Here is a 24,031-nt window from a genome sequence, read left to right on the forward strand (position 1 = left end):
TCCGGCCGGGGACAGGAGCCCCACGTGTCACGCAGGAAAACCCTCAGCCGCAAGAAGAAACTCGCCCTCTCGGCCGGGGCGGTCGCGCTCGCCGGCGCGGCGGCAGCCGTACTGGCCGGGACCAGCCAGGCATCGCAGTCCCCACCGGCGGACGGCTCGTCCGTCGTCTGTACCGGGCTGGCCACCGCGCTGAGCAACAACGAGCAGTTCATCGCCGCGCAACGGGCGGCCCCGGACGCCCAGTCGGCTGCGCGGATCGCCAACCGGGAAGCCGTCGTCGACGAGATCGGGCGCCAGCAGGCCGCCTCCGGCTGCGCCGCCGAGGAGGGCAGCTCGGACGCCGCCGCGCCACCGGCGGAGGACCCGGCCGCCGGAGGGGGCGGGACGGATGCCGGGGACACCGGCGGTCAGGCCGCCGGTGCCGGTGAAGGTGAGGGCGCGGGTGAAGGCGCAGGTGAGAGTGCAGGTGAAGGTGAAGTCGTCTGCGCCGGATCCACCGTGACGCTCTCCGGTGAGGGCGGTGCGCCGGCCGCTTCGAGCGGCGAGTTCCCCGTGGGTACGGAGCTCAAGGTCACCAACCTCGACAACGACAAGTCGACAACAGTGAAGGTCTCTTCGGTCTCCGGCAGCTGCGCCCTGCTGAACAACGCGGCGTTCGAGCAGGTACGCGAGCCGGGCAAATTCCTGATCCGCAACGCCCGCATCGAGCGCGTGGGCTGACCGGAACGGGCTGTACCGTCACCGCCCGGCGGACCCGCCGATGGCCGACCGGGCGGTGACGGTACGCCTCACGCTGCGGGCACCGGCCCCAGACCCGCCTCGGCCCGCGCCAGCAGCTCCGTGAGCCGAAGCCCGAACCGTACGTCGCAGGGGTGCGCCACTCCCGTACGTACCGAATCGATCAGCGCGTCCACTGCCGCCCGGAACGAGCCCACCGCGTCGCCCCAGTTCGGCAGGGTGACCACGCCCCGCTCGCCCCTCAGCTCGATCTCCATGCCCACCGCTGCCACGGGCGCGCCCAGCCCGAGCGTCACCGTGCTCGAAGCCCCGGAGGTGTGGCGGAGCACCAGGTGGGTGGTGCCGGCGGGGCCGCGGGCCGCTGTCACCTCCGTCACCTCGCCCAGCACCGGGATCAGGACCGAGAGCACGTGCGGGCCGACGTCCCACAGTCCACCCTTCTCCCGGCGCCAGGGGGAAGCGGCGTACTCATTGTTCGCCTCCGGCGCGTACAGCGCGCCGAGCCACTGTGCACGTGCGGTGAACCAGCCGTCCAGCGCGGCCTGTTCGGTGATCCACTGCGCCGTCTCGGTGGCGAACCGCAAGGTGCAGAAGACCACGGACGCGACCCCGGCCCGCTCCGCCGCCTCCGCGATCTCCCGTGCGCCCGCCACGGTGGTCGCGATCGGCTTGTCCATCAGCAGGTGGCAGCCGGCGGCTGCGGCACGGGCGGCCAGCGGAGCCTGGATGTCCGGTGGCAGGGCGAACGCCACGGCATCGCTCGTAGCGAGGAGCTCGTCGATGCCCGCTTCGTCGGTGTACGCCGCGACGCCATGGGCAGCAGCGAGCGCCTCCGCCGCCTCGGGCCGACGGCCCCAGACACCGCTCAGCTGGACGCCGGGGTGGGCGGCGAGGGCGGGGGCCTGGGTGTTACGGGCCCAGGGGCCCGTACCCAGCAGGCCGATCCGCATCCGTGCGTTCGGAGCAGCAGGTGTCGTCATACGAGCCAGTGTGCCCGGTGGGTGTGCGGGGTCGGCATACCCGGTCCGTGTGCCCGGTGGGTGTGCGGGGTCGGCATACCCGGTCCGTGTGCCCGGTCCGCAAATACGGTGGCGGGGCGTCGTCGTCCGCGGTTACGTTGCTCGGGCCGGCCGCGGGACTCCGGCTGCGACTTCCGGGACTTGCCTTCTAAGCAGTGATTTCGCTGATCGCGCCTCCATTCCCCGGCCGGCTTCCGCGTTCCCGAACGGCGACGCGGAACATCACGGGGGAATCCATGACGACCGATACCGAGTCCCACGCAGACATCGTCGCCGCCGAGGACGTGCTCCTCTTCGTCAATGCGGCGATCACCGCGACCGGACAGCGCGAGTTCCATTCGGAGGCGTACGAGCAGCGGCTGTCGCTGGACTTCCTCCATGAGTACGTACGCGTCAACTACCGCCGGGTGTACGCCGCTTCGCTCGCGCTCGACATCAACGACCACAACGCCGTGCGCATCGTGCAGGGTCTGCTGGAGTCGGCCGCCGAGGCGACCGCCGACGAGAAGCGCACCGAGGGCCGGCTGATCGCGGCACGGCTGGCGGTGCTGCCGCCGCAGCGTGTCTACCGTCTGTTCCGTGCGCTGCGCGAGGCCCGGGTCAACAACCGGCGGACCCGCGCGATCATGCGGGACTGGCTGGCGGCCCGGCCGGATCTGGCGCATGACGCGGTGAAGTACCGCCGCGGTCTGAAGACCACCGCCCGCCATATCCATCTGCGCCGCGTGGACGAGCCCGAGGCCCTGCGTGAGCTGGGCGAGTTCCTCTTCCGGCCAGGGCGGCTGCAGCGCTACCGCCATCAGCTGCTCGACGCCTGGCGCCGCGCGCACTACGAGCAGGGCGCCGTCGACGAGCTGCCGTTCACCGTCGCGGAGGGCTTCGCCGCGGCCCACGGGATGAAGCGCGAGGCGTTCGTGGAGCGGATGACGCACCGGATGACGCGGCTGGAACGGCTGCGCACCCAGGGGCAGCGGAGCACCGGCAAGGAGCCGCGGCTGCCCACGGACGTCGATCTGACCGTGATGCCTCTGACCCGGCTCGCCCTGTACGTCCTGTCGTTGGGCTTCGAGCAGCGGTCGGCCCACCGCGCGGAGCTGATCCGTGCGCTGCGGGCCGCCGCCCGCCGCACGGCGGGGCCGCACGCCGGGAGCTGGGGCCGGGTCGGCGCCGTGCTGGACGACAGCTACTCGTCGTCCGGGTCGGGCGAGAAGCGGCGCCGCCCGCTCGCCGTGGCACTGGCCTGCCACTTCCTGCTGGAGGCGCTGGCCGCGCCCGGTGCGTTCGCCCCGCTGTGGACATCGGGCGCCACCGATCCCCTTCTCGTACGCCCATGGGGCCCGACCCCGCTCGGCACCCGCATCCTGGACGCGCTGGAGCACGCACCGGAACGTCTGGTCATCGTGTCGGACGGCTGGGACAACGCGCCGCCCGGACTTGCGGGGGAGGTGCTGCGGGTGTGGCGGAACCGGCTCGATCCCGGCCGGCGCACGGCGGTGGTCCATGTGAACCCCGTATACGACGCGGACGGTTTCGATGTGCGCCGGCTGACGCCGAGCGTCCCGACGGCAGGTATCCGGGACGCCGAGGATCTGCCGGCCCTGGTGGAACTCGCGCAGTTCGCGGAGGGACGTACCGGGGCGGCGGCGCTGTACATCTACCTGGACCGGCAGGTCGCGCGTTTCGTGGGCGATCAGGAGGAGGAAACCTCGTGAACAGGCTCGAACTGACCGGGCTCACCACCCGGCCCTCCCAGGTGTGGGGCGGTGTCCGCCTGGTCCCTCTGGTGCGCGAGGAGCCGGTCGAGGGGCTGCGACTGCACCGGGAGATCTACGAGGGGCACGGGGGAAGCCTCGTCGAGGTCGGTCCCCGGACCGCCTACACCTCGTACGTTCCGCACGGTTTCGTGGCCGACTGGTCGGGCGAGGGGATGCAGTCGGCGGCGTACGGTACGCAGTTCGGTGACGGCACCCCGCCGAGGACGGTCCGGCTGCCGCGGAACCGGCACCACCGGATGGCCAAGCGGCAGCCCGGCGACCGGCTGCGCTTCCTGCCGCTGCACCTCGCCCTGGAGGGCTATCTCGCCCTGCACTTCGGCGGTCCGTCCGTCGCCTGGGAGGAGTGGTCGCGCCAGGCACTGCGCGACGGGCTCTCGCCGCGTTCCGAGGACACCTACATGGGGTGGTCGGTGCGTGGGCTGGGCGACGCCCTGCGGGTCTTCGAGATCCACCCCGGCCAGTGCGGGGTGATGCTGTACGTGTCGGACGCGCTCGCCGCCGCCTTCGTCCTGCCGCACCCCGAGGACTACCGCCTGCTGCACGGCTCGCTGATGCAGGACCTGTACGGGGAGCTGGTGCACCAGTACGCGATGTACGGCGCCCCGGTGGCGGAGTTCGGGGCGCGGATCCGTGACAACGCGGGGCTGCGGACGCTCGCCGATCTGCGGGCGGCGGCGCGCGCCCAGGAGCGGGAGTGGAGTGAGGCGCACGACACATTGTTCGCGCGTGAGCTGCTGGACACCTCGTACGCGTTCGCCCGCGTGTACCGGATGGGGGACTTCACCCTGTGGCGGTTCCTGCCGCCGTTCCTGCGCAACCGGGACGGTCAGCACATCGGTGAGACGATCACCGACCACAAGGGGCGGGTCGCCTATCTGAAGACGTTCCGGCTGTCCGAGGCCCAGGTCAGGCGGGGGTATCTGCTGCACAGACTGTCCGACACGGACTGGTCGCTCCCGCGGGCGGCCGCGGCGCTGGGCACGAGCCAGGAGGAGCTGGTGCGACGGATTCACGCCGCCGGATTCGCCTCCCTGCTCACGGCTCGCGCATGACCGGGCCGCCGGCCCGCACCGCGTCTCCGGTATACGGAGGAAACCTAGGTAACACGGGGTTCACATTCGGGCAACGGCCGGGAAATCGCGTCTTGCGAAGCTGCGCAGCAGAGACCGCAGCACCCCTCGAAGGATGGCTTCCGTGACGTTCAAGGCTGAGTACATCTGGATCGACGGCACCGAGCCGACCGCCAAGCTTCGCTCCAAGACGAAGATCATGGCCGGCTCGCCCTCCACGGATGTGGCGGACCTGCCCATCTGGGGCTTCGACGGTTCGAGCACCAACCAGGCCGAGGGCCACGCCTCCGACCGGGTGCTGAAGCCGGTCTTCACGTGTCCGGACCCGATCCGCGGCGGTGACGACGTCCTCGTCCTGTGCGAGGTCTTCAACATCGACATGACGCCGCACGAGTCCAACACCCGTGCCTCGCTGCGTCCGGTCGCCGAGCAGTTCGCGGGCCAGGAGCCCATCTTCGGCATCGAGCAGGAGTACACCTTCTTCGACGGGCACCGCCCGCTCGGCTTCCCCGAGGCCGGCTTCCCGGCCGCGCAGGGCGGTTACTACTGCGGAGTCGGCGCCGACGAGATCTTCGGCCGCGACATCGTCGAGAAGCACCTCGACAACTGCCTGAAGGCGGGCCTGGCCATCTCCGGCATCAACGCCGAGGTCATGCCCGGCCAGTGGGAGTTCCAGGTCGGACCGGTCTCCCCGCTGGAGGTCTCCGACCAGCTGTGGATCGCCCGCTGGCTGCTGTACCGCACCGCCGAGGACTTCAATGTCTCCGCGACCCTGGACCCGAAGCCGGTCAAGGGTGACTGGAACGGTGCCGGTGCGCACACCAACTTCTCCACGAAGGCGATGCGCGAGGGTTACGACGCGATCATCACCGCGTGCGAGTCGCTGGGCGAGGGATCGAAGCCGATGGACCACGTCAAGAACTACGGCGCAGGCATCGACGACCGTCTGACGGGTCTGCACGAGACCGCCCCGTGGAACGAGTACAGCTACGGCGTCTCCAACCGCGGCGCCTCGGTCCGTATCCCGTGGCAGGTAGAGCAGGACCAGAAGGGCTACATCGAGGACCGTCGCCCCAACGCCAACGTCGACCCGTACGTCGTCACGCGGCTGATCGTCGACACCTGCTGCGCCGCGCTGGAGAAGGCCGACCAGGTCTGATCCCGCTCTTCGTCCGTACGCGGGGGCGCTCACCGGATTCCGGTGGGCGCCCCCGCGTCGTTCGTCGGGGGCCGCCGGCCGAAGAGACCGTACCGACGGGTGAGAGGGCCCTGCTGCGCTGCCGCGATGTCTGCTTCAATGGGGGCATGGCCAGCTTCCAGCACACCTCGTCGGGTCGCAGCGACCTCGAGCCGTTCTGGCCCTCTCGTCAGCATCATGACTTCGACCGGGTGTGTTGCCGCGCGTGGAACGCGCAGGCCCTCTAAAGCCGCTCACCCCGGTCTTCGGCCCGCGCGCACGACGTACGTCCGTCCTCGACGACTCCTCGCGCGAAAGAGCTGACCCTCATGGCGAACACTCGTACCTTCTCCGCCGCTTCCGCCGCCACCGCGGCGTCAGCGGCGCCCGCTGCGGCCACCTCCACCGCCCGCCCCTTCTCTCCCCACCGCCACCGGCTGCGTTCCGTCGACCCCGATGAGGTCGTCCAGCTCTCCGACGTGGCGGGCCTGCTACCGCCGGGAGCCACCTGGCTGCCCGCGCCGCAGCACACCGTGCCCGCGCTGCCGGGGCAGCCTCCGATGATCGGCTACCTCGTCCTCGTACCGGCCGACCAGCAGCCGGTCGTGGAGGACCCGGGCAGTGGGCCCGTGCGTATCGACTCCAACCGGCGCACCGCCGCGGTGGACGGCGTTCCGCTGGACCTCACCTATCTGGAGTTCGAACTCCTCGCCCATCTGGTGGCGCACCCCCACCGGGTCCACACCCGCGATCAGCTGGTGACGACGGTCTGGGGATACGGGCACGTGGGCGACGGGCGCACCGTCGACGTCCATGTCGCCCGGCTGCGGCGCAAGTTGGGCGCCGAGCACCGCGGCGCGATCCAGACGATCCGGCGCGTGGGCTACAAGTACGCTCCCTGAGTCCGGTACGTCCCGCACACGGGAGCCCTGCCCGGGTGGGCAGAGGCTCCCGTCGTTGTTACGCCGTTGCCTTCGCCTTCGTCACCTGGCCCAGCACCACGTCGATCACCAGGAACGCCAGCAGGCTGACTCCCAGCATGGGTACGAACCAGCCCACCAGCGCCGTAGCCGCCACGATCGGCAGCAGCACCGGCAGTGGGACCTTGCGCCATGCTCCGCGCGGCATGGGCCGCCCCGCGCTCAGCCCTCGTTCCTTCGTCGGCCTGCGCAGCCACCACATGCGGTAGCCCCAGACGATGAGGAGGACGAGGGAGAGCGCCAGGGCTGCCAGCGCCAACTGGTTGGCCAGGCCGAGGAGGACGCCGGTGTGGGCGTCGATTCCGAAGCGGGTCAGCTTGGCGAGCAACGGGTGGTCGGCGAAGCGCAGTTCGTCGATGACCTTGCCGTCGGCCGGGTCGACGGCGACCGAGTCGAGGTGGACCGGGAACTGCGTGTCGGTCTCCTTGACGACATAGCCGCTGCCCTCGGTCGGCAGGATGACCGAGAGCTTTCCGTCGATCCCGGCCACGCGCGCGGAGGCGAGCACCCGGTCGATACCGGTCATGCCTGGCATCGACGTGCCCTCGTGGGAGCCGTCGTGTTCCGCGTGCTCGCCGCCGCCGCTCGGCGCACCTTCGTCGATGGCGGCGGAGACGACCGGGGTGGCGCCGCCCAGCTGGTCCTGGACGGCGCCTATGTTCTCGCCCGCGTACTTGGACCAGGTGAGCCCTGTGGCGGAGAGCAGGACGAGTCCTGTGACCGCCCAAAGACCGAGCGAGCCGTGCCAGGAGAGGGTGCGGCGGCGGGACTTGGGGCCACGCTCGGGGACGATCAGCGCCCGCTTCCCCGTGCGCTTGCGCCCGATCCACAGGAACAGCCCGCCGAGGGCCACCACCCAGAGCCAGCTGGCGGCCAGCTCGCTGTAGTTGCGGCCGAGGTCTCCGAGGTGGAGGTCCCGGTGGAGTTCGTCGAGCCAGGTGCGCAGCGGGAGGGCGCCCGAGCTGCCGTAACTGGCCAGCTCTCCCCGTACCTCTGCCGTATACGGATTGACGAAGACGGCGAGGGACTTGCCCTCCTCGACTTCGGGGCTGGTCATCAGTACACGGGTGGTGGCGCCGTCCTCGTACGACGGCCAGACGGCCGTCACCGTGCCCTCGGGATGGGCCTTCTTCGCGGCTTCGACCTGAGTGGAGACCGGGACGGCGCTATCGCCCACCGGGACCTCCAGCTCATGGCTGTAGAGGATCTTCTCCGCCTGGAAGGACAGCGCGTAAAGCATGCCGCTGGTCGCGGCGACGAGGAGGAGCGGGGCTATCAGCAGGCCCGCGTAGAAGTGCATACGCAGGACGAGGGGGCGCAGGGCGCTCCAGGTGGATCTGGATTCGGGCGGCCGGGTTGCCGGGTCTTCGGTCTGTACCGGGTCGTCAATGGCCATGATGGTCCTCGGGAGTCGGCGTGACATGGGGAAATGGACCCCAGGTCAGATGGCTGCTCCGGGGGTCGTGGCGCGGGTCGGGGAGAACACCGGCGGACCGCGCCGCGAGAGGGAGTGCGCGAGTACGACGCCGTGGGAGAGCGAGTTACGGGCACGCGTCCGCGCCCCTGATGGGAGCTGCGGGGCGTCCGGCAGCCGAACCGCGGTGAGAAGGAGGCGCAGCGGGGTGAAGGCGAGAGCGTCCACCGTGCGCGCGAGTGCGAAGAACGCGGCCTCGCCCCGGGCCAGCCAGAGCGCGCAGACGACGGCGGCGAGGAGATGGGCGGCGAGCATTCCGCCGTCGCCGTGTCCCCCGGATCCTGCCATCGACATTTCCGCTTCCATGCCGCCGACGCCGCTGTGCGGCATGGACGGCCTGGACGGCATCGTCTGCGGCTGTGTGCCCGCGAAGATCATGTGCAGGGCGGTCTGTACGGCGATCAGTCCGCCGCCGATGGCTACCGCTCCGCGCCGCCGACCGCCCCCGAGCCAGCCGATCGCGCCGGTCGTCGCGAAGGCCGCGAGCAACGCTCCGGCGGGAATGTCATGCCCCGACATGTACGAATGACCCACCGCTGCCAATACGACGCAGACCGCCGCGAAAAGTGCGGCCCGCAGGGTGCGCATCGGCGACCGGGCATCCGTCATGGTCCGCACATGGTGCCACCAGTTCACCTCCCGGCGGAATGGGGGAACGGTGTACCCCCTGCCGCAGTCGGACGACGACAATCGCCGGGTTCTGGCGGTGCTCGCGTATCTGGACCGGGAGTAGGGGCCGGGGCCGTGCCGGCCGGGCGCCCAGCCGCTCAGCCCGTGAACCACCCCGCCGCGTCGAGACGGAACGCACTCGCGGGCACCATCGCGCGCAGACCGGTCTCCATCTCGGCCACGCGTTCGGCGCCGAGCGCCCCGACCCACTCCGCCCGGATGCGGTCGAATCCCTGGGCGGACCTGACGAGCACGTCGATGCCGCGCGGGGTGAGCCGGACGAGCTTGCGGCGGCCGTCCTCCGGATCGTCGACGCGCTCCACGTAACCGAGCGCCTCCAGCTTCTCGACGGTTTTCCCGGCGGCCTGCTTGGACACCCCCAGCCGCCGCCCGATCTCGCTGGCGCTCGCACCGTCCCGCCCGACCGCCTGGAGCGCGAAGCCGTAGGCGGGACGCACGTCCCGGTGGCCGTGCGCGGCCAGCTCGCGGTGCAGCTCGTCGATGATCGACCGGAACCCCGCGAACAGCAGCAGTGGCAGCTCGAAACCCGCACCTCCCTCCGGCTCAGCCATTGCGCATCTCGACAACCTGGTTTACCTTTTCGTCAATCACGTTGTCGAGTTTACCGCGAGAGGTACCCATGCCAGCCATCACCTCGTCCGCGTTCCCCGAGCACACCCTCGAAACCGCCCCCGCCGCCGCCCGCCGCACCATGGAGGCCGTGGCGAAGAGGTCCGGCTATCTGCCCTCCGCCGTCGCGCGGCTCGCCACGTCGCCCCAGCTGCTCGACGGCTTTCTGAAGATCAGCGCAATCTTCGAATCGACCACACTGGATCCACTCTCCCGCGAGGTGGTGATCATGACGATGGCCACCCGCAACGACTGCCACATCTGCGTGGCGATGCACACGGCGAAACTCACCGCACTCGGCGCGGACGGGGAGCTGATCGCCGCACTGCGCGACGACCGTACGCCGACGCTTCCCGACGAACGGCTGGAGGCGGTCAGGCAGTTCACGCTGGACGTTCTCGCGACATCGGGCGCGGTCGACGATGCATCCCTCCAGAGCTTCCAGGCGCACGGCTACACCCCGCAGAACGCGCTGGAGGTGGTGCTCGGCATCGGCGCGTACACGATGTCGACGCTCGCGAACCGGCTGACCGGGGCGCCCGTCGATGCTCAAATGGCGGCGTTCGTCTGAGAGTTGAGCATTCCGGTCGTTTTGCGAAGGGAGATTCCCATGAATTCCACGACCGTCTGAACGGGGTGCGCGCCCCGCCCGTATGGAACGTCACGCTTCTCCCTCGAAGCAGAGGAGTTTCATGGGACGCACATCGCGCAAGAAACGCAGCTCACTGGCCAACCGGGCGATCGCCGCCTCGGCCGCACTGATTCTGGGCGGAGGTGGACTGGTCGCAGTCAATGTCTACGCGAGCGCGGGAGAAGGATGGTCCGGCTCGCCTCCGGAACAGACCCGCAATGAGGGTCCTCAGATGTCCACCATCGACTGTCCCGATGTGGGAAACGAACTTCCCGAAGTGCCCGAACAGGCACGCGGGGAGGTCGACCGCGAACTGGCGGCGATGGATACGCAGATCACCGACGCGTATCAGCAATTCGCCGACCGGAAGGACGAGATCGCCCAGGACCCGGATCTCGCCGAAAACGCGGTGCTCGGCCCGCTGAGAGACAAGCGGGTGGCGAGCCTCGACCGTATCGGGATCGCCATCGAGCGCAGCGCTGACCGGCCGGAGGGACTGGAAGGGCTGGCCCCGTGCAGCCTGCGCGCGGACGACGACGACGGGGCCGGCGACGGGGCCGGCGAGGAGGAGCAAGGCCAGGACCCTGGCCAGGACGAGAACCCGGACCCTGGCGAGGACGAGAATCCGGACCCTGGCCAGGACGAGAATCCGGACCCTGGCCAGGACGAGAATCCGGACCCGGACCCTGCCCAGGAGGGCAACGGCCCCGAGGCCTCCGACTTCGTCGATATCCAGTCGGTCCAGCCCAACGTCGAACGCCCCCGCCAGCTACGCGGCGCCTCACGCGGCACGTTCACGACCGACTGCGGGCGCAACGAGAACGGGAAATTCAACCCGGACAACGTCATCGTCGCGCCCGGAGTGAGTAATGGCGCTCACCATATGCACGATTACGTGGGCAACCAGGCCAACGACGCATTCGCGAGCGACGACGATCTGGCCAGGGGTGCGACGACCTGTCGCAATCAGGGCGACAAGTCCACGTACTACTGGCCGGTGCTGCGTCTCCAGAACGGCCAGGACGAGAACGACGTGGCCGCCGACGGCGGAGGAAAGGACCAGAACGTCGGGGAGATCCAGACCCCGTCCCAGGTCACCCTGAAATTCGTCGGGTCCTCCACCGGGAAGGTGACGGCCATGCCGAGATTCCTGCGGATCATCACCGGGGACGCGAAGGCGTTCACCAATGGCGACGCGAACGCCAACGCCTCCTGGAGCTGCACCGGATTCGAGGACCGTCAGCTGAAGGACAAGTATCCGATCTGTCCGGAAGGCAGCCAGGTGGTGCGCTCGTTCGCGTTCCAGAGCTGCTGGGACGGCCGGAACACCGACAGCGCGAATCACCGCACGCATGTGGCCTTCGCGCAGGACGACGGCAGGTGCCCGGACGGATTCAGGGCCATTCCGCAGCTCGTGCAGCGCATTGTGTACGACGTCCCGCCGGGCCCCGGCTTCGCCGTCGACTCGTTTCCCGAGCAGCTGCACAAACCCGTCACGGATCACGGTGACTTCATCAACGTCTTCGGCGGGAACGCGATGAACAGGGTGGTGAGCTGCATCAACGACGGACGCAATTGCCGCTGACCCGGTCGGCGGCACTCCCTGGACCTGCGCGGTCAGCTCCCGTGGTGACCGGAGTGCCCTTCCTCGCTCCCCCCACTGCCACTACTCCCCGAGTGGTGCGGCGAGGCGGTCTCCACCGTCCCCCCGAGCCGGCCGCGCAGCGCCGCGACCACCTTCGGGTCGCCCACCGCCACCCACCTCCGGCCGACCAGATACGAGCCGCCGTAGTCGTTGGCCTCGTCGATCCACTCCCGCTGGCCGCGATCGGTGGCGAAGGTGGCCAGCACATAACGCCCGTCAGCGGTCCTGCAGTTGGCCTGCCGGATCTCTTCCGCATCGGTCTGCAGATTGGGCTCGCAGCGCGCCTTGGCGGCCAGCTGCTCCAGCGTCCCGGTCGCGGTGGGCGGCACCTCGCGTTCACCGTCGCCGTCGGCCGCTCCCCCGCCGCACCCGGCCAGCAGCACCAGCCCGACGCACACGACGACGGCAGCCCGACATCCCTTTTCCCGGCGCCGTTCCAGCTGTGTCACCATCCGCCCATCGTGCCCCGCGAGCCCCTCCCGGCGCGGCGGAACGACGAATTCTTCACGGGCGTGCGACAGCCAGACTGACCACATAGGTCTCCTCGACCGCGCCGTCCGGGAAGGTGCCGGCCAGCCGCTCGCGCTCCCCGGCGAAGAAGCCGCGCGCCACTTCCCTGTCCATCACCAGGAAGTCGGAGTAGCTGCCGAGGTTGGCGAGATGGACGTCGAGCGGCACCCGACGGCTCCAGGACACCTGGCGTGTGGTCCAGGCGAGTGCGGGCGGCAGGTGACGGAAGCGGGCCCGGAAATCCAACGAGGTCTCGACGGCGCCGAAGAACCGTCGCAGCCGGGCGTCCTGGTCGGCGATCCACGGCACCCTCGGGTCCGAGTCGTTCCACCAGAGGGCGAGCGCACCGCCGGGGCGCAGCACCCGACGGGCCTCCGGGACCGACAGCTCCGGGTCGGTCCAGTGCCATGCCTGCGCGTAGGTGAGGAGGTCGAGGGAGCCGGACCCCAGCGGGAGGTGGTTGCCGTCGCCCCGGACAAGAGGGACGCCGGGGAGGGTGCGGCGGAACTGCGCCGCCATGCCGTCGCCGGGCTCGACGGCCGTCACCCGGGCCCCGCGCGCATCCAGCAGCGCGGTGCCGAGGCCGGTGCCCGCACCGATGTCCGCGACCCGCGCACCGGCCAGGCCGAACCCGGCCAGTTCCTCGACGGCATCCAGGAGGGCCGGTGGGTACGAGGGGCGGTTCGCGGCGTAGTCGGCGGCGGCCCCGTCGAAGGATCGTGCACGCGAGGTGGTCGTCATGACTTCATCATGGCGAGTCCTGGCAGGCCACGCGGGCGAAAGGACGGACGCGGGCAGCGCGCCTCCCCGCCCGCCCCGCATGCCGGAGTGACCATCGCATCATTCGCTCGTTCAGCTGAACATGCCTCCGCGTCGAGCAGTGCCGTCGTCCGTCGAGCGCCGCATGTGCGGGTCGGTCGATCCGGAGCAGGCGGATGCCGCGCTGGTCGAGCACTACACCCGGCTGACGCGGATCGGGTATCTCGTGCTGCCGTCCTCGCTCGGGTGCAGTCGGCGGGTGCTGGCGGCGCACCGGCTCGTCCAGCGGTCCCTGCCCCGGTCGCGTGGGGCGGATGCGGTGGCCGGGCTGCCGTTGCCTCGCAGGCCCGGAGGGGTGGCCGGGGTGGACCCTGGTTATGCGGATCTGCGGGTACGGGTGGTGCGTTCGGCGCTGGAGGCCGGAGGGTCGTTGCGGCGCCGGGGCCTGTCCCGGTGGGTGCGGGTGCCGTCGTTCCTGCCGCACGTGTGGGGGCTGCGGCTCTTTCCCCGCTCCGGTGGTGCGGACGAACTCGCGCTGGAGCAGGCGCTGTCCGCGGTCTCGGGGCCGTGCCGGGCCGCCCATGTGCTGCGTGGGCTTGAAGGGCTCACGGATGCGGAGGTGAGCCGGGTGCTCGCCGACGCCGGGGTGCGGGACCCGGCTGCGGCGCTGGTGGAGGCGGATGCCGTGACGGCGCCGCACGCGTTGCTGGCGTCTCCGGAGTTCGACCCGTGTTCGCTGCAGGCCCGGCCCACCGATCTGCTGCTTCGGCGCCGGCGTGCGAGGGCCGCGCTGGCCGGGTTCGGGGCGCTGGTCGCGTTCGGGGCGCTGCTGGTGATGCCGGGGGGCGGCTGGGGGGCGGACAGGACCGCCGCGCCGGCGTACGCCCGTAACCCGGCAGCCCAACGGGCCCTGGAACCGGCAGCGTTACGCCGGGTGGCGCCGACGTTCTGGCAGCGCTCCGCACGTACCGACTTCACGGTCTGGCCCGCCCGCGGCACCCTCACCCGGGATACCGAGCTGCTGCGCCGGGCTCTTGCCGTCTGGGCGCGGCCCCGTCCGGACGACCGGTCGACCGCGACACCCAGGACGCCCACGGGCCCTCCGATGGGGCCCCCTCAACTGCTGTACGCGGGAGTGATCGACGAGGCCGCTGTGGTGCTGTTCCACGACGGGCTGCGCATCGTGCGGTACGCCGAGTCCCGCCGTTCGGGTGCCCGCCGGGGCGCCGTCCTCGACTTCGCCCGGGTCGACGGCGCGGACCCCGCGGGCTCGAACGCGCTGATCGTGGGACGCGCGCACGGCCGGGTCCGCTACTTGACGGCGCCCTGGGTGCGCGAGGTGGCCGTACGGGATCTGCTCGCACCGCACGCGGCGCCGCGTGCCCTGCCCCGCGGCGCAGACGGGGTGACCGCCGCACTGGCCGGGCTCGGGGACATCTCCGGGGACTGCCGCTCCTGGGAGGCCCTGGAGGTGCGGGACGCGGAGGCGGTCCGGCTGCTGACCGATCTCGGTGAACTGACCCCGGTCCGGCTGACATCCGGGACCCCGTCCGCCGCGCACGACGTGTCGGGACGGGCCGAGCGGGAGAGCTGGGCGCGGACCGCGTGCCTGCTGTCCGCCGTGCGGGCCGGCGGCGTCCGGTCGGTGAACTCCTGGCTGTTCGCGCGACAGCCGCTGCCCGAGGGCGGCGGTCCCGCGCGGTGGTTCTGCGTCCGGGCGGAGACCTGGCGGGGTACGGGGAGCAGGGTGCTGGCCGAGTTCCAGGCTCCGGCGGAGCCGTCCGGCGGGGCCGTCGCCCCGGGGGCGGTCGCGGCGCGTGCCGAGGACTCGCCGGCCTGCGGCCCGCGCGATCCGCGGGTACTGGCCGGTGTGCTCTGGAAGTCGGCGGGCGGACGGTGGTACGTACTGGCGGCGGGCTCCGGGCAGTTCGCCTCGCTGACCACCTCCGGGGGCGTGGTGGGCAGGTCCCCGGGGCGTCTGCTGGCGGTGCGGGCCCGCGCGGGCGACAGGGCCGAGCTCCACGGACTGCTGGCGGACGGCCGTAGGGTCGGCGCCCTGCGCTGAGGGTGGACCGGCATGTCGCGCAGGAATTCTCTGCACGCCCCTGTCCCCTCCGCTTACCCGTCAGTACATTGACAGCATGTCTAACACGCAGCCAGCGGCGGTCGCGTCGGAGCGGACCACGCTCAAAGCCCGCAAGGTCTCCTTCGACTGGGAGAAGACGCCCCTGCACTGGGTGCCGGGCGACCCGTTCACCGCGCACACCATCAACGTGCTCCACCTGCTTCTGCCGGCCGGGGAGCGCTGGTTCATCCACGTGTACCGCCAGGTGCTGCCGTACATCCACGACGAGAAGCTGCGCCAGGACGTCATCGGGTTCATCGGCCAGGAGGCCGTGCACTCCCAGGCCCACGACGACGTACTGCCGCACCTGAAGAAGCTCGGCCTCGATCCGACCCCGTACACCGCGCAGATCGACTGGTTCTTCGAGAAGCTGCTCGGCGACAAGACGCTGCCGCCCGGCCGGGCCCGTAAGTGGTGGCTGATGGAGCGGGTCGCGACCATCGCGGCGATCGAGCACTACACCGCCTTCCTCGGCGACTGGATACTCAACGCCGATGCGCTCGACCGCCGGGGCGCCGACCCCACGATGCTGGATCTGCTCCGCTGGCACGGCGCCGAGGAGGTCGAGCACCGCTCCGTCGCCTTCGACGTGTTCATGCATGTCGACGGTGGCTACCGGCGGCGGGTGCGCACCTGGGCGATCGCGTTCACCGCGCTCGTCTTCCTCTGGCAGCGCGGCACCCGCTTCCTGATGGAGAACGACCCGAGCCTGCTCGCCGGCAAGGCGTCCTTCAGGGAACTCCGGGCGAGCGGCAGGAAGGGCACTCTGCCCAGCCCCGGCGCCATCGCGCGCACCGTCCCCACCTATCTGAGCCGTACGTACCACCCCTCGCAGGAGGGCAGTACGGCCCAGGCCGTCGACTACCTCGCCCACTCGCCCGCGGCCCTGGCGGCCGAGGCCCGGATGCCGGGAAAGAACTGACACATGCCCCTTCCCCGTCTGCGCACCCTCGTCCTGGTCGCCGGAGCCGCCGTGCTCGCCCGGCGTGCGATGCGCCGCCGCATCGAGGCGTCACCGCTGTGGCCCATGCCCGCCCTGGAGGAGCCGGTCTCGGGCCACTCCGAGCGGCGTTCCACCACCACCCGGCCGTTGCTGATCACCGAGCGGGACGTGGTCGCCGACGGTGTCGTGCGGCTCCGGCTGGCGGGCGACGACCTGCCCGCCTGGCGGCCCGGCGCCCATCTGGACCTGGTGCTGCCATCCGGGCTGGTCCGGCAGTACTCGCTCTGCGGGGACCCGGCCGACCCGGACGCGTACACCATCGCCCCGCGCCTCGGCGAGGACGGCAGGGGCGGTTCGCGCGAGGTCCACACGCAGCTGCACGAGGGCACAGAGGTGCGCGTCCGCGGGCCGCGCAACCGTTTCCCGCTCGTGGAGGCCCCCGCCTACGTGTTCGTGGCGGGCGGTATCGGCATCACTCCGATCCTGCCGATGCTGCGGGCCGTCGCGGCATCGGGCGCCGACTGGCGGCTGCTGTACGGGGGCCGTACGCGCGCCTCCATGCCCTTCATCGACGAGATCGAGAAGCTCGGCGTGGACGGCGGGCGGGTCACCGTGGTACCGGAGGACGAGGCCGGGCGTCCGGACGCCGCCGCGGTGCTTGCCGGTGCGACGCCCGGTACGGCGGTCTACGTCTGCGGTCCCGGACCCCTGATGGACGCTGTCGCCGCCGCGCTCCCCGAGGGCTGCTCCCTCCATCTCGAACGCTTCACCGCCGCCGGCGCGACCCCGGCATCGGACTCGGAATCCACGGCCTTCGAGGTCGAACTGCGCCGCTCCGGAAGCACCGTTCGGGTCGCGGCCGGCCAGTCGGTGCTGGCGGCCGTGCGCGAGGAGCTCCCGTACGTCTCGTACTCCTGCGAACAGGGTTTCTGCGGCACCTGCCAACAGCGGGTCCTGGAGGGCGAGATCGACCACCGGGACGAGCTGCTGACGGACGCGGAGCGCGAGGACTCCATGCTCCTGTGCGTCTCGCGCTGCCGCGGTGAACGGCTGGTCCTGGACCTCTGACACCTCCAGCGGCGCGCCGCGGATAGGCTGGTGGCATGACGACCGGGGTGCGGCGCAGGATGGGCGTCGAAGAACGCAGGCAGCAGTTGATCGGCGTCGCGCTGGAGTTGTTCAGCCACCGCTCCCCCGACGATGTGTCGATCGACGAGATCGCGGCTGCCGCGGGGATCTCGCGGCCGCTCGTCTACCACTACTTCCCGGGGAAGCAGAGCCTGTACGAGGCGGCGCTCGGGCGGGCCGCCGATGAGCTGGCGGGCCGGTTCCTGGAGCCGCTCGAAGGGCCTCTGGGCGCCCGGCTGCTGCGGGTGATGGGCCGGTTCTTCGACTTCGTCGAGGAGCACGGCCCCGGCTTCTCCGCGTTGATGCGCGGCGGCCCCTCGGTCGGCTCCTCGAAGGCGAACGCCATGATCGACGGGGTGCGGCAAGCCGCGTACGAGCAGATCATCAGCCATCTCGGCGTCCAGGACCCGTCCGCCCGGCTGGAGTTGGTCGTACGCTCCTGGGTCTCGCTCGCCGAGTCGACGGCCCTGATCTGGCTCGACGGGCGGCGCATCCCGCGCTCCGAGCTGGAAATGCAGCTGGTGCACGATTTCGCCGCGCTGGCCGCGGTGAGCGCCGCCTACAACCAGGAGATGGCCGGCGTCGTGCTGCGGGTCCTCTCCCAGGAGCCGGTGGACGGCCCCTTCGGGGATCTGCTGACCCGCCTGTCGACGCTGGCGCCGTCCGTGCTGACGGTGCCCCCGCAGCGCAGGCCGTGACACGGCTCCGGATTCAGTTCTTCCGGTAGGACAGGTCGAGTTCACGGGTCTCGGCCGAGGCGTGGACCACCAGGTCGTCGGCGGTCTTCAGATACCCGGCCAGCAGCTCCAGGACGGACTCGGTCAGCCGCGCCTTGGTCTCCGATGTGCGGCCGGACAGCAGACCGATCGAGATGTGCACGATCGCGTCACCGTCGGGGGCATCCCCCACGAAGGACTCCTCCACCCGGCGGAACCTCGTCTTGCAGTTGGGGATCTTCGTGGTGACGGTCTCGGCGACCAGCGGGTGCAGGGCGAGGGCGAAGCCGCGTCGATCGAAGGTGTCGTCGAGCTCGGCGGAATAGTCGACGGTGATCTGCGGCATCAAGTGCTCCTGTGTACGGGTCCGGCCGGTTGTCGGACCTCAGCCTTACGGTGATCCGTAGGACAGCACAAGCCCGGTCGCGGTCCGATCCCCCTGGAGGGACCGGACCGCGACCGGGCTGGGTGGAACTGTGCTCGTCAGCGCACGGAGAAGACGGCGACCGTGCGTCCGGGGACGGTGAAGGTGCCGGTTTCCTTGTCGTACGCGGACTTCTTGACCGTGGCGTCGGCGCCCGCCGCCTGGACGGGGTGCAGGGCGTACGTCGTGCCTGCCCCGTCCGGGAGGCGCTGGCTCTCGGTGCCGGGGGTGGCGTTGATGACGACGACCAGCTTGCCGAGGCGCATCGTGATCACACCGGGTGTCTCGTCCGTCCCCGAGAGCGGGAACGACAGCGTGGACTGGACATGCTCGGTGGTGGGAAGAGAGAACTCCTTCTCGGTGGTGCGGATGGTGAGCAGGTCCCGGTACGCGGCGGAGGCGCCGTCGATCTGCGGGCACCCGGGGGTGAGCGTGGCGGAGGTCAGCAGCGGCTTCGCGTAGGACCACTTGCTCTTGTTGTCGGCGGCGGGCGGAAGCCCGCGGCCGAACCCGTTGCCGTCGCGGCAGTCCCAGTGCAGCGCGTTGAACCAGTCACCGCTGTCGTAGGAGTTGCGGTCCAGGGACTTCGAGCGCAGCAGGTCGGTGCCCGCCTGCGAGAGCGAGGGCCCCTGCGACAACGTGGACGCCGCCATGGCCAGGACCTGCATACGCGCCCGGTCGGCCGCCGGGGTTCCCGCCGGGAGCTTGAAGGCGAGCGCGTCGTAGAGCGTCTCGTTGTCGTGGGCGTCGGAGTAGGCGAGGGCGTCGCCAGGAGCCGCCGCGTATCCGGCGGGCGCCCCGTTGTAGTCGACGGCCGACCCCTTGACCGTACGGCCGCTGCTGTCGGTGAAGCTGTAGTCGGCGAGGTTGCCGGTCAGCCCGACCTTGATCAGGTCCTGGTAGTGCAGCAGGCGGGCCTTCTGCTCGGCCGCGGTGCCGTTGGCCTTCGAGGTGTTCGGGTCGGTGTAGAGCCCGCTCGCGAAGCCCTGGACACCGGGGTCCTCGTCGAAGGGGCCGCCGCCGCGCACCGCGTCGCGGGCCCGGTCGGAGAAGGTGGCGATGCCGGTGCCGGCCATGTGCTTCTGCGTGGCCTGGACGAAGCGGGCGTCGTCGGCGATCTCACCGAAGTTCCAGCCCTCCCCGTACAGGATGATCTTCTTGCCGTCGACGCCGTCCTTGGCGACGGTCAGCTCGTCGAGGGCCTTGCGGACCGCGAGGATGTTGGCTTTCGGGTGGTGTCCCATCAGGTCGAAGCGGAAGCCGTCGACCTTGTACTCCTTGGCCCAGGTGACGACCGAGTCGACGACGAGCTTGCCCATCATGGTGTTCTCGGTCGCGGTGTTGGCGCAGCAGGTCGAGGTGGCGACCGTGCCGTCCTCCAGCAGTCGCTGGTAGTAGCCGGGCACGATGCGGTCGAGAATCGACTTGTCGTCCTGGCCGGAGGCGACGGTGTGGTTGTACACGACGTCCATGACCGTGCGCAGTCCGGCGCCGTTCAGTCCCTGCACCATCCGGCGGAACTCGACGGTGCGCTTCGTGCCGTCCGGGTCGGAGGCGTAGGAGCCTTCGGGGACCGTGTAGTGCAGCGGGTCGTAACCCCAGTTGAAGGCGTCCTTCCCGGCGGCCTTCGCCACGCAGTCCTGCTGCTCCTCGGAGTCGGGGGCGTAGACGGACAGGTCGCAGGCGGGCTTCTGCTGGTCCGCCTTCTTCTCGGGGATGGTCCCGATGTCGAACGCGGGCAGCAGGTGGACGTAGCCGGTGCCGGAGTCGGCGAGCCGCGCCAGGTGCTTCATGCCGTCCGAGCGGGTGTCGGTGAAGGCCAGGTACTCGCCGGGGTGCTTCGACGTGCCGTCCGCGATCGAGAAGTCGCGGATGTGCAGCTCCTGGATCTGGGCGTCGCGCAGCGGTACGGCAGTGGGCTTCTCCAGCCCGGACCAGCCGCGCGGGGCCAGCGCCGGGTCGGCCAGGTCGATGACGAGGCTGCGGGCGGAGTCCGCGGTCAGTGCGGTGGAGTACGGGTCGGTGACCTTGTTGGTGACGGTCTTCTGGACGGTGGGCGCCCAGACGTTCACGACGTACCGGTAGGGCTTGCCGTACCAGCTCTTCTTCCCCGTGACGGACCAGACGCCGGTGGAGGCGTCGCGCCGCATCGGGACGGTCGTGCCGTCCAGTTCGAGCGAGACCGTACGGGCGGTGGGCGCCCAGACGGACAGGGTGGGCGTCCCGTGCCGGAAGACCGGGCCGAGCGAGGCGCTGCTCGCCCTCTTCCCGTACAGGTCGTCCAGCACACCGGCGGTCTGTACCCCGGTGGCGGCGAGCAGGGCGCCGTTCGCGGCGCGCTGGGTGGCGATCAGCTGGCCGCGCAGGGATGCGCGGACCCTGTCCCGGTCGCGTACGTCGACGGTGAACGCCGGATAGTCCTTGAGGTGCGGGTACTTCGTCTTCTGCGCTTCGGTGAGCGTCGAGGCGTTGAGCCGCAGCCACTGCCCCTCGTCGGAGAGTGCTCCGTCGACGACGGAGATCCCGCCGTCCTTCGCGTACACGAGCTGCTGGCTGGTGGCGTCGGTGGACTTCACCTTCCAGACGACGGTGTCGCTGTCGATCCACTGGGCCGCGGCCTCGGTGAGGTCCGGGGCGGGTGCGCCGCCTGCCTGCGGCAGGAGGTATCCGGGCTTTCCGCCGAGCATCCAGACCTCGTGCCCGTTCGACGCGATGTCCAGGGACTGGTCGCTCGGGAGGTCCTTCTCGTCGCCCTTGTGGAGGATGTAGCTGAGCGAGGTGGCGCCTTCGGTGAGCGGGACCTCGAAGGTGACGCCGTAGGCGTCCTTCTTCACCGGCTGAAGGGGCTTGGCCCAGTCGGTGGGGTTCTTGGCCCCGGTCCAGGTGTGCAGCCCCCAGCCGTCGTAATTGCCGTCGGGCCGGTGGTAGTTGAGGACGGCCTTCGTGGTGTCCTGCGGCGGCTGGGCGCCGTCGGGCGCCTCGGTGGCCTGGTCGTCCTTGCCCTGCTCGATCCAGACCTGACCGGTCCTGGCGAGGTCGACACTGCGCTGCGGGCCGTCGGCGGTGCCGTCCTTCTCGACGGTGTACGGGACGGTGGAGGCGCCTTCGTCGACCGCGACCCAGGCGAACGCCCCGTAGGCGTCGCGCCCGATGAAGTCGGCGGTCTTCTCCCCGGACTTCAGCTGCCAGCCGTCGTAGTCGCCGTCCGCGCGCTTGTAGTGGACGACGGCGTAGTCGCGCTCCACGGCGACGGGCTTCTCGGCCGGCGGGGCCTGGCCCGCGGTGGTCGAGGCGAGCGCACTGGCGGTACGTCCCGCACGGTCCACGACAACGGCCTTGTACCGCAGGGCGGTTCCGGCCTCGACCGAGCGGTCCAGGTACTGGGTCACCTTGTACGGCGCATGGTCGGCCGTGCCGAGCGTGCGCCACTTTCCGTTGCCGGTCTGGGCGGCGAAGACGACGCGGTCGAGCTGTCCGCCGTCGACGTCGGCGGTGAGCTCGACGGTGCCGGTGGCTCCGGCGGCGGGCGCCTTCAGAGTGATGGCCGGTGCTGTGGCGGGGGTGCCCAGCGGCCGGTCGGCCCGCAGCACGATGCTGCCGAGCGCCGGCACGGTGACGCTGATCTTCCTGTCGCCTCCGCTGCGCACGGTGCCTGAACCCCCGTACAGCGAACGGAAGTTCATGCCCGCCGACTCGGTGGTCAGCTCGACGGTCCTTGCCTCGGTGGCGTTGTTGGTGGCGACGACGTACTCGTACGGGCGCTTGGTATCCGTACGGGAGAAGGCGTGGACGGACCCTTCCGCGTACCGCTCGGTCTGGGTGCCGTCGCGCAGCGCCGGGTGCTCCTTTGTGAGCTTGGACAGGGCGGCGATGGAGCGGTAGACGGGGTGCCGGGTGTCGTACGCGTCGGAGGCGTGCGTACGTTCCGTGCCGAGCTGGTCGTCGTCGAGGTAGTCGGCGGTCTTCGAGGCGAAGAGGGTCTGCCGGGCGTCCTTGTCGCCGCCCGCTCCGGTGAAGCCCTGCTCGTCGCCGTAGTAGATCACCGGGTTGCCGCGGCCGAGGAACATCAGCTCGTTGGCGAGGCGGGCCCTGTTGACCAGTTCGGCGTCGTCCGCGTCCGGGTTGTCCTGCTTGAGGAAGGTGCCGATGCGGCCCATGTCGTGGTTGCCGAGGAACGTGACCTGCTCGTAGGCGTTGGCCTTGTCCGTGGTGTAGCGGTAGTCGTCACCGTAGACGGCGGCGAGCTTCGAGGCCGGGGCGCCCTGAGAGGCGTACTGGCGTGCGGCTTCCTGGAACGGGAAGTCGAGCGTGGAGTCCAGCCGTCCACGCGTGACGTAGGGCGAGGTGATCGCGGTGTCGGCGGAGTAGACCTCGCCGAACATGAAGAAGTCGTCCCGGCCGCGCTCGGCCGCGTACGCGTCGAGGGCGGTCGCCCACTCGGTCCAGAAGTCCAGGTCGACGTGTTTGACGGTGTCGATACGGAAACCGTCGATATCGAAGTCGCGGACCCACTTCTGGTAGATCTTCGCCATGCCGGAGACGACCTCGGGACGCTCGGTCCACAGGTCGTCGAGCCCGGAGAAGTCGCCGTACTCGGTGGACTCGCCCGCATAGGTCGAGTCACCGCGGTTGTGGTACATCGTGGGGTCGTTGAGCCAGGCGGGCACCTTGGTGCCGGTGCTCTTCGGGGTGTACGGGAAGGAGTCCTCGTCGACCTTCGCCATGCCCGCGGCGTCGTCGAACGGGCGGCCGTCCTCGTCGAGATACGGGAAGGCGCCCTTGGGCTTGTAGCCGTAGGTCTTCTCGGCGTAGTCGACGGTGTCGGCGGTGTGGTTGGTGATGACGTCGAAGAAGACCTTCATGCCCTTGCCGTGGGCCTTGTCGATCAGCTTCGACAGGTCGGCGTTGGTCCCGAAGTGCGGGTCGACCTGGGTGAAGTCGGTGATCCAGTAACCGTGGTAGCCGGCCGATGCGTCCTTGCCGGTGCCCTGGACGGGGCGGTTCTTGAAGATCGGGGCGAGCCAGATGGCAGTGGTGCCGAGGCCCTTGATGTAGTCGAGCCTGTTCGTGAGGCCCTTCAGGTCGCCGCCCTGGTAGAAGCCCTTGTCGGTGGGGTCGTACCCGGTCTCCAGCCGCGAGCCGGTGAGCCCGCCGCGGTCGTTGGAGGTGTCGCCGTTGGCGAACCGGTCGGGCATCACGAAGTAGAACTGCTCGCGGGTCAGGTCGTGCCGGGCCGGTTCGGCGGCCAGCTTCGCGTCCGACGGCGGGCCGGGCGGCTTCGGCGCGGCGGACACCGATGCCGCCGGCACGACGGGCATGAGCGCCACGCACAGGGCGGCGACGGCTCCCCGTCTGAGGGTGGTACGGGACACGGGAAGGGTCTCCTTGGGTGTTCGGGGGACTCGAAGTGGACGGTCAGGTCTGGGCACCCGGGGGGGTCGGGGGCGCACCAGGGTGTCTCCTCGGACCACGCAGACTCCCCTGCACCGGAGGGGAGCCGTGCTCTTACTGCGTGGCCCTGCGGGGACCCCCTTCAGCACCCCCGGCCCAGGCCGCAGCAGCACCGAGGGGGTCCGGCTCCGGCGACCCGCGGAGAGCGTTCACCACGGGCCCGGGTG

Annotated in this window: 18 protein-coding genes and 1 pseudogene; 11 read left to right on the top strand and 8 right to left on the bottom strand. The window is 70.6% G+C overall.

Annotation, left to right across the window (positions count from 1 at the left end):
* Positions 1-24: 24 nt before the first annotated feature.
* Positions 25-720, top strand: a complete 696-nt coding sequence (locus ACFT7S_RS21645; protein ID WP_382734336.1) for a hypothetical protein — start codon at positions 25-27, stop codon at positions 718-720.
* A 68-nt stretch (positions 721-788) separates the two neighbouring features.
* Here the strand turns inward: ACFT7S_RS21645 and ACFT7S_RS21650 are convergent, their stop codons facing one another.
* Positions 789-1,718: a Gfo/Idh/MocA family protein gene (locus ACFT7S_RS21650; RefSeq protein ID WP_382734339.1), complete on the bottom strand. Its 930-nt coding sequence runs from the start codon at positions 1,716-1,718 to the stop codon at positions 789-791.
* A gap of 275 nt (positions 1,719-1,993) precedes the next feature.
* Between ACFT7S_RS21650 and ACFT7S_RS21655 the strand changes: the two genes are divergently transcribed.
* The 4 genes from ACFT7S_RS21655 to ACFT7S_RS21670 all read left to right on the top strand — a co-directional run bounded on the left by ACFT7S_RS21655 (position 1,994) and on the right by ACFT7S_RS21670 (position 6,681).
* On the top strand, positions 1,994-3,469 hold the full coding sequence (locus tag ACFT7S_RS21655; RefSeq protein WP_382734341.1) for a hypothetical protein: 1,476 nt from the start codon (positions 1,994-1,996) through the stop codon (positions 3,467-3,469).
* Positions 3,466-4,584, top strand: coding sequence for a hypothetical protein (locus ACFT7S_RS21660; RefSeq protein ID WP_382734343.1), 1,119 nt, complete (start codon positions 3,466-3,468; stop codon positions 4,582-4,584). Before ACFT7S_RS21655 ends, ACFT7S_RS21660 begins: the two co-directional genes overlap by 4 nt.
* 142 nt (positions 4,585-4,726) lie before the next feature.
* Entirely contained in the window at positions 4,727-5,761 is a 1,035-nt protein-coding gene (gene glnII, locus ACFT7S_RS21665) for a glutamine synthetase (RefSeq protein WP_382734345.1), read from the top strand.
* Positions 5,762-6,108: 347 nt separating this feature from the next.
* A complete protein-coding gene (locus tag ACFT7S_RS21670) occupies positions 6,109-6,681 on the top strand; it encodes a winged helix-turn-helix domain-containing protein (protein ID WP_382734347.1) in 573 nt (190 codons plus the stop codon).
* Positions 6,682-6,739: 58 nt separating this feature from the next.
* Here the strand turns inward: ACFT7S_RS21670 and ACFT7S_RS21675 are convergent, their stop codons facing one another.
* From ACFT7S_RS21675 to ACFT7S_RS21685, 3 genes and pseudogenes are all read right to left on the bottom strand, one after another.
* Complete coding sequence (locus ACFT7S_RS21675; RefSeq protein WP_382734348.1) at positions 6,740-8,155, bottom strand: PepSY-associated TM helix domain-containing protein; 1,416 nt, start codon at positions 8,153-8,155, stop codon at positions 6,740-6,742.
* Between the two features lie 45 nt (positions 8,156-8,200).
* A complete protein-coding gene (locus ACFT7S_RS21680) occupies positions 8,201-8,842 on the bottom strand; it encodes a hypothetical protein (protein ID WP_382734350.1) in 642 nt (213 codons plus the stop codon).
* A gap of 158 nt (positions 8,843-9,000) precedes the next feature.
* Positions 9,001-9,481 (bottom strand): annotated as a pseudogene (locus ACFT7S_RS21685) (MarR family winged helix-turn-helix transcriptional regulator).
* A gap of 61 nt (positions 9,482-9,542) precedes the next feature.
* Between ACFT7S_RS21685 and ACFT7S_RS21690 the strand changes: the two are divergent.
* Complete coding sequence (locus tag ACFT7S_RS21690; protein WP_382734352.1) at positions 9,543-10,103, top strand: carboxymuconolactone decarboxylase family protein; 561 nt, start codon at positions 9,543-9,545, stop codon at positions 10,101-10,103.
* Positions 10,104-10,224: 121 nt separating this feature from the next.
* The gene (locus ACFT7S_RS21695; protein WP_382734354.1) at positions 10,225-11,748 is read left to right on the top strand and encodes a DUF1996 domain-containing protein; all 1,524 of its coding nucleotides are present in this window, start codon (positions 10,225-10,227) and stop codon (positions 11,746-11,748) included.
* A 32-nt stretch (positions 11,749-11,780) separates the two neighbouring features.
* Here ACFT7S_RS21695 and ACFT7S_RS21700 read toward each other — a convergent pair whose 3' ends face one another.
* On the bottom strand, positions 11,781-12,260 hold the full coding sequence (locus ACFT7S_RS21700) for a hypothetical protein (protein ID WP_382734356.1): 480 nt from the start codon (positions 12,258-12,260) through the stop codon (positions 11,781-11,783).
* Positions 12,261-12,312: 52 nt separating this feature from the next.
* Positions 12,313-13,059, bottom strand: a complete 747-nt coding sequence (locus ACFT7S_RS21705; RefSeq protein ID WP_382734358.1) for a class I SAM-dependent methyltransferase — start codon at positions 13,057-13,059, stop codon at positions 12,313-12,315.
* 121 nt (positions 13,060-13,180) lie between these two features.
* Here ACFT7S_RS21705 and ACFT7S_RS21710 point away from each other — a divergent pair, with 121 nt between their 5' ends.
* From ACFT7S_RS21710 to ACFT7S_RS21725, 4 genes are all read left to right on the top strand, one after another.
* Positions 13,181-15,142 carry a hypothetical protein gene (locus ACFT7S_RS21710; protein WP_382734360.1) on the top strand — a complete coding sequence of 654 codons (1,962 nt, stop codon included), beginning with the start codon at positions 13,181-13,183 and terminating at the stop codon, positions 15,140-15,142.
* A 76-nt stretch (positions 15,143-15,218) separates the two neighbouring features.
* A complete protein-coding gene (locus tag ACFT7S_RS21715) occupies positions 15,219-16,124 on the top strand; it encodes a metal-dependent hydrolase (protein WP_382734361.1) in 906 nt (301 codons plus the stop codon).
* A gap of 3 nt (positions 16,125-16,127) precedes the next feature.
* Positions 16,128-17,213: a PDR/VanB family oxidoreductase gene (locus ACFT7S_RS21720; protein ID WP_382734363.1), complete on the top strand. Its 1,086-nt coding sequence runs from the start codon at positions 16,128-16,130 to the stop codon at positions 17,211-17,213.
* Between the two features lie 35 nt (positions 17,214-17,248).
* On the top strand, positions 17,249-17,971 hold the full coding sequence (locus ACFT7S_RS21725; protein WP_382734365.1) for a TetR/AcrR family transcriptional regulator: 723 nt from the start codon (positions 17,249-17,251) through the stop codon (positions 17,969-17,971).
* 13 nt (positions 17,972-17,984) lie between these two features.
* On the opposite strand, the gene ACFT7S_RS21730 is transcribed toward ACFT7S_RS21725, so the two are convergent.
* Positions 17,985-18,335, bottom strand: coding sequence for a 5-carboxymethyl-2-hydroxymuconate Delta-isomerase (locus ACFT7S_RS21730; protein WP_382734367.1), 351 nt, complete (start codon positions 18,333-18,335; stop codon positions 17,985-17,987).
* A 137-nt stretch (positions 18,336-18,472) separates the two neighbouring features.
* Entirely contained in the window at positions 18,473-23,731 is a 5,259-nt protein-coding gene (gene pulA / locus ACFT7S_RS21735) for a pullulanase-type alpha-1,6-glucosidase (protein WP_382734536.1), read from the bottom strand.
* Positions 23,732-24,031: the final 300 nt, after the last annotated feature.

It is taken from the genome of Streptomyces sp. NPDC057136 (assembly GCF_042670885.1).
In the GTDB taxonomy this organism is placed as follows: domain Bacteria; phylum Actinomycetota; class Actinomycetes; order Streptomycetales; family Streptomycetaceae; genus Streptomyces.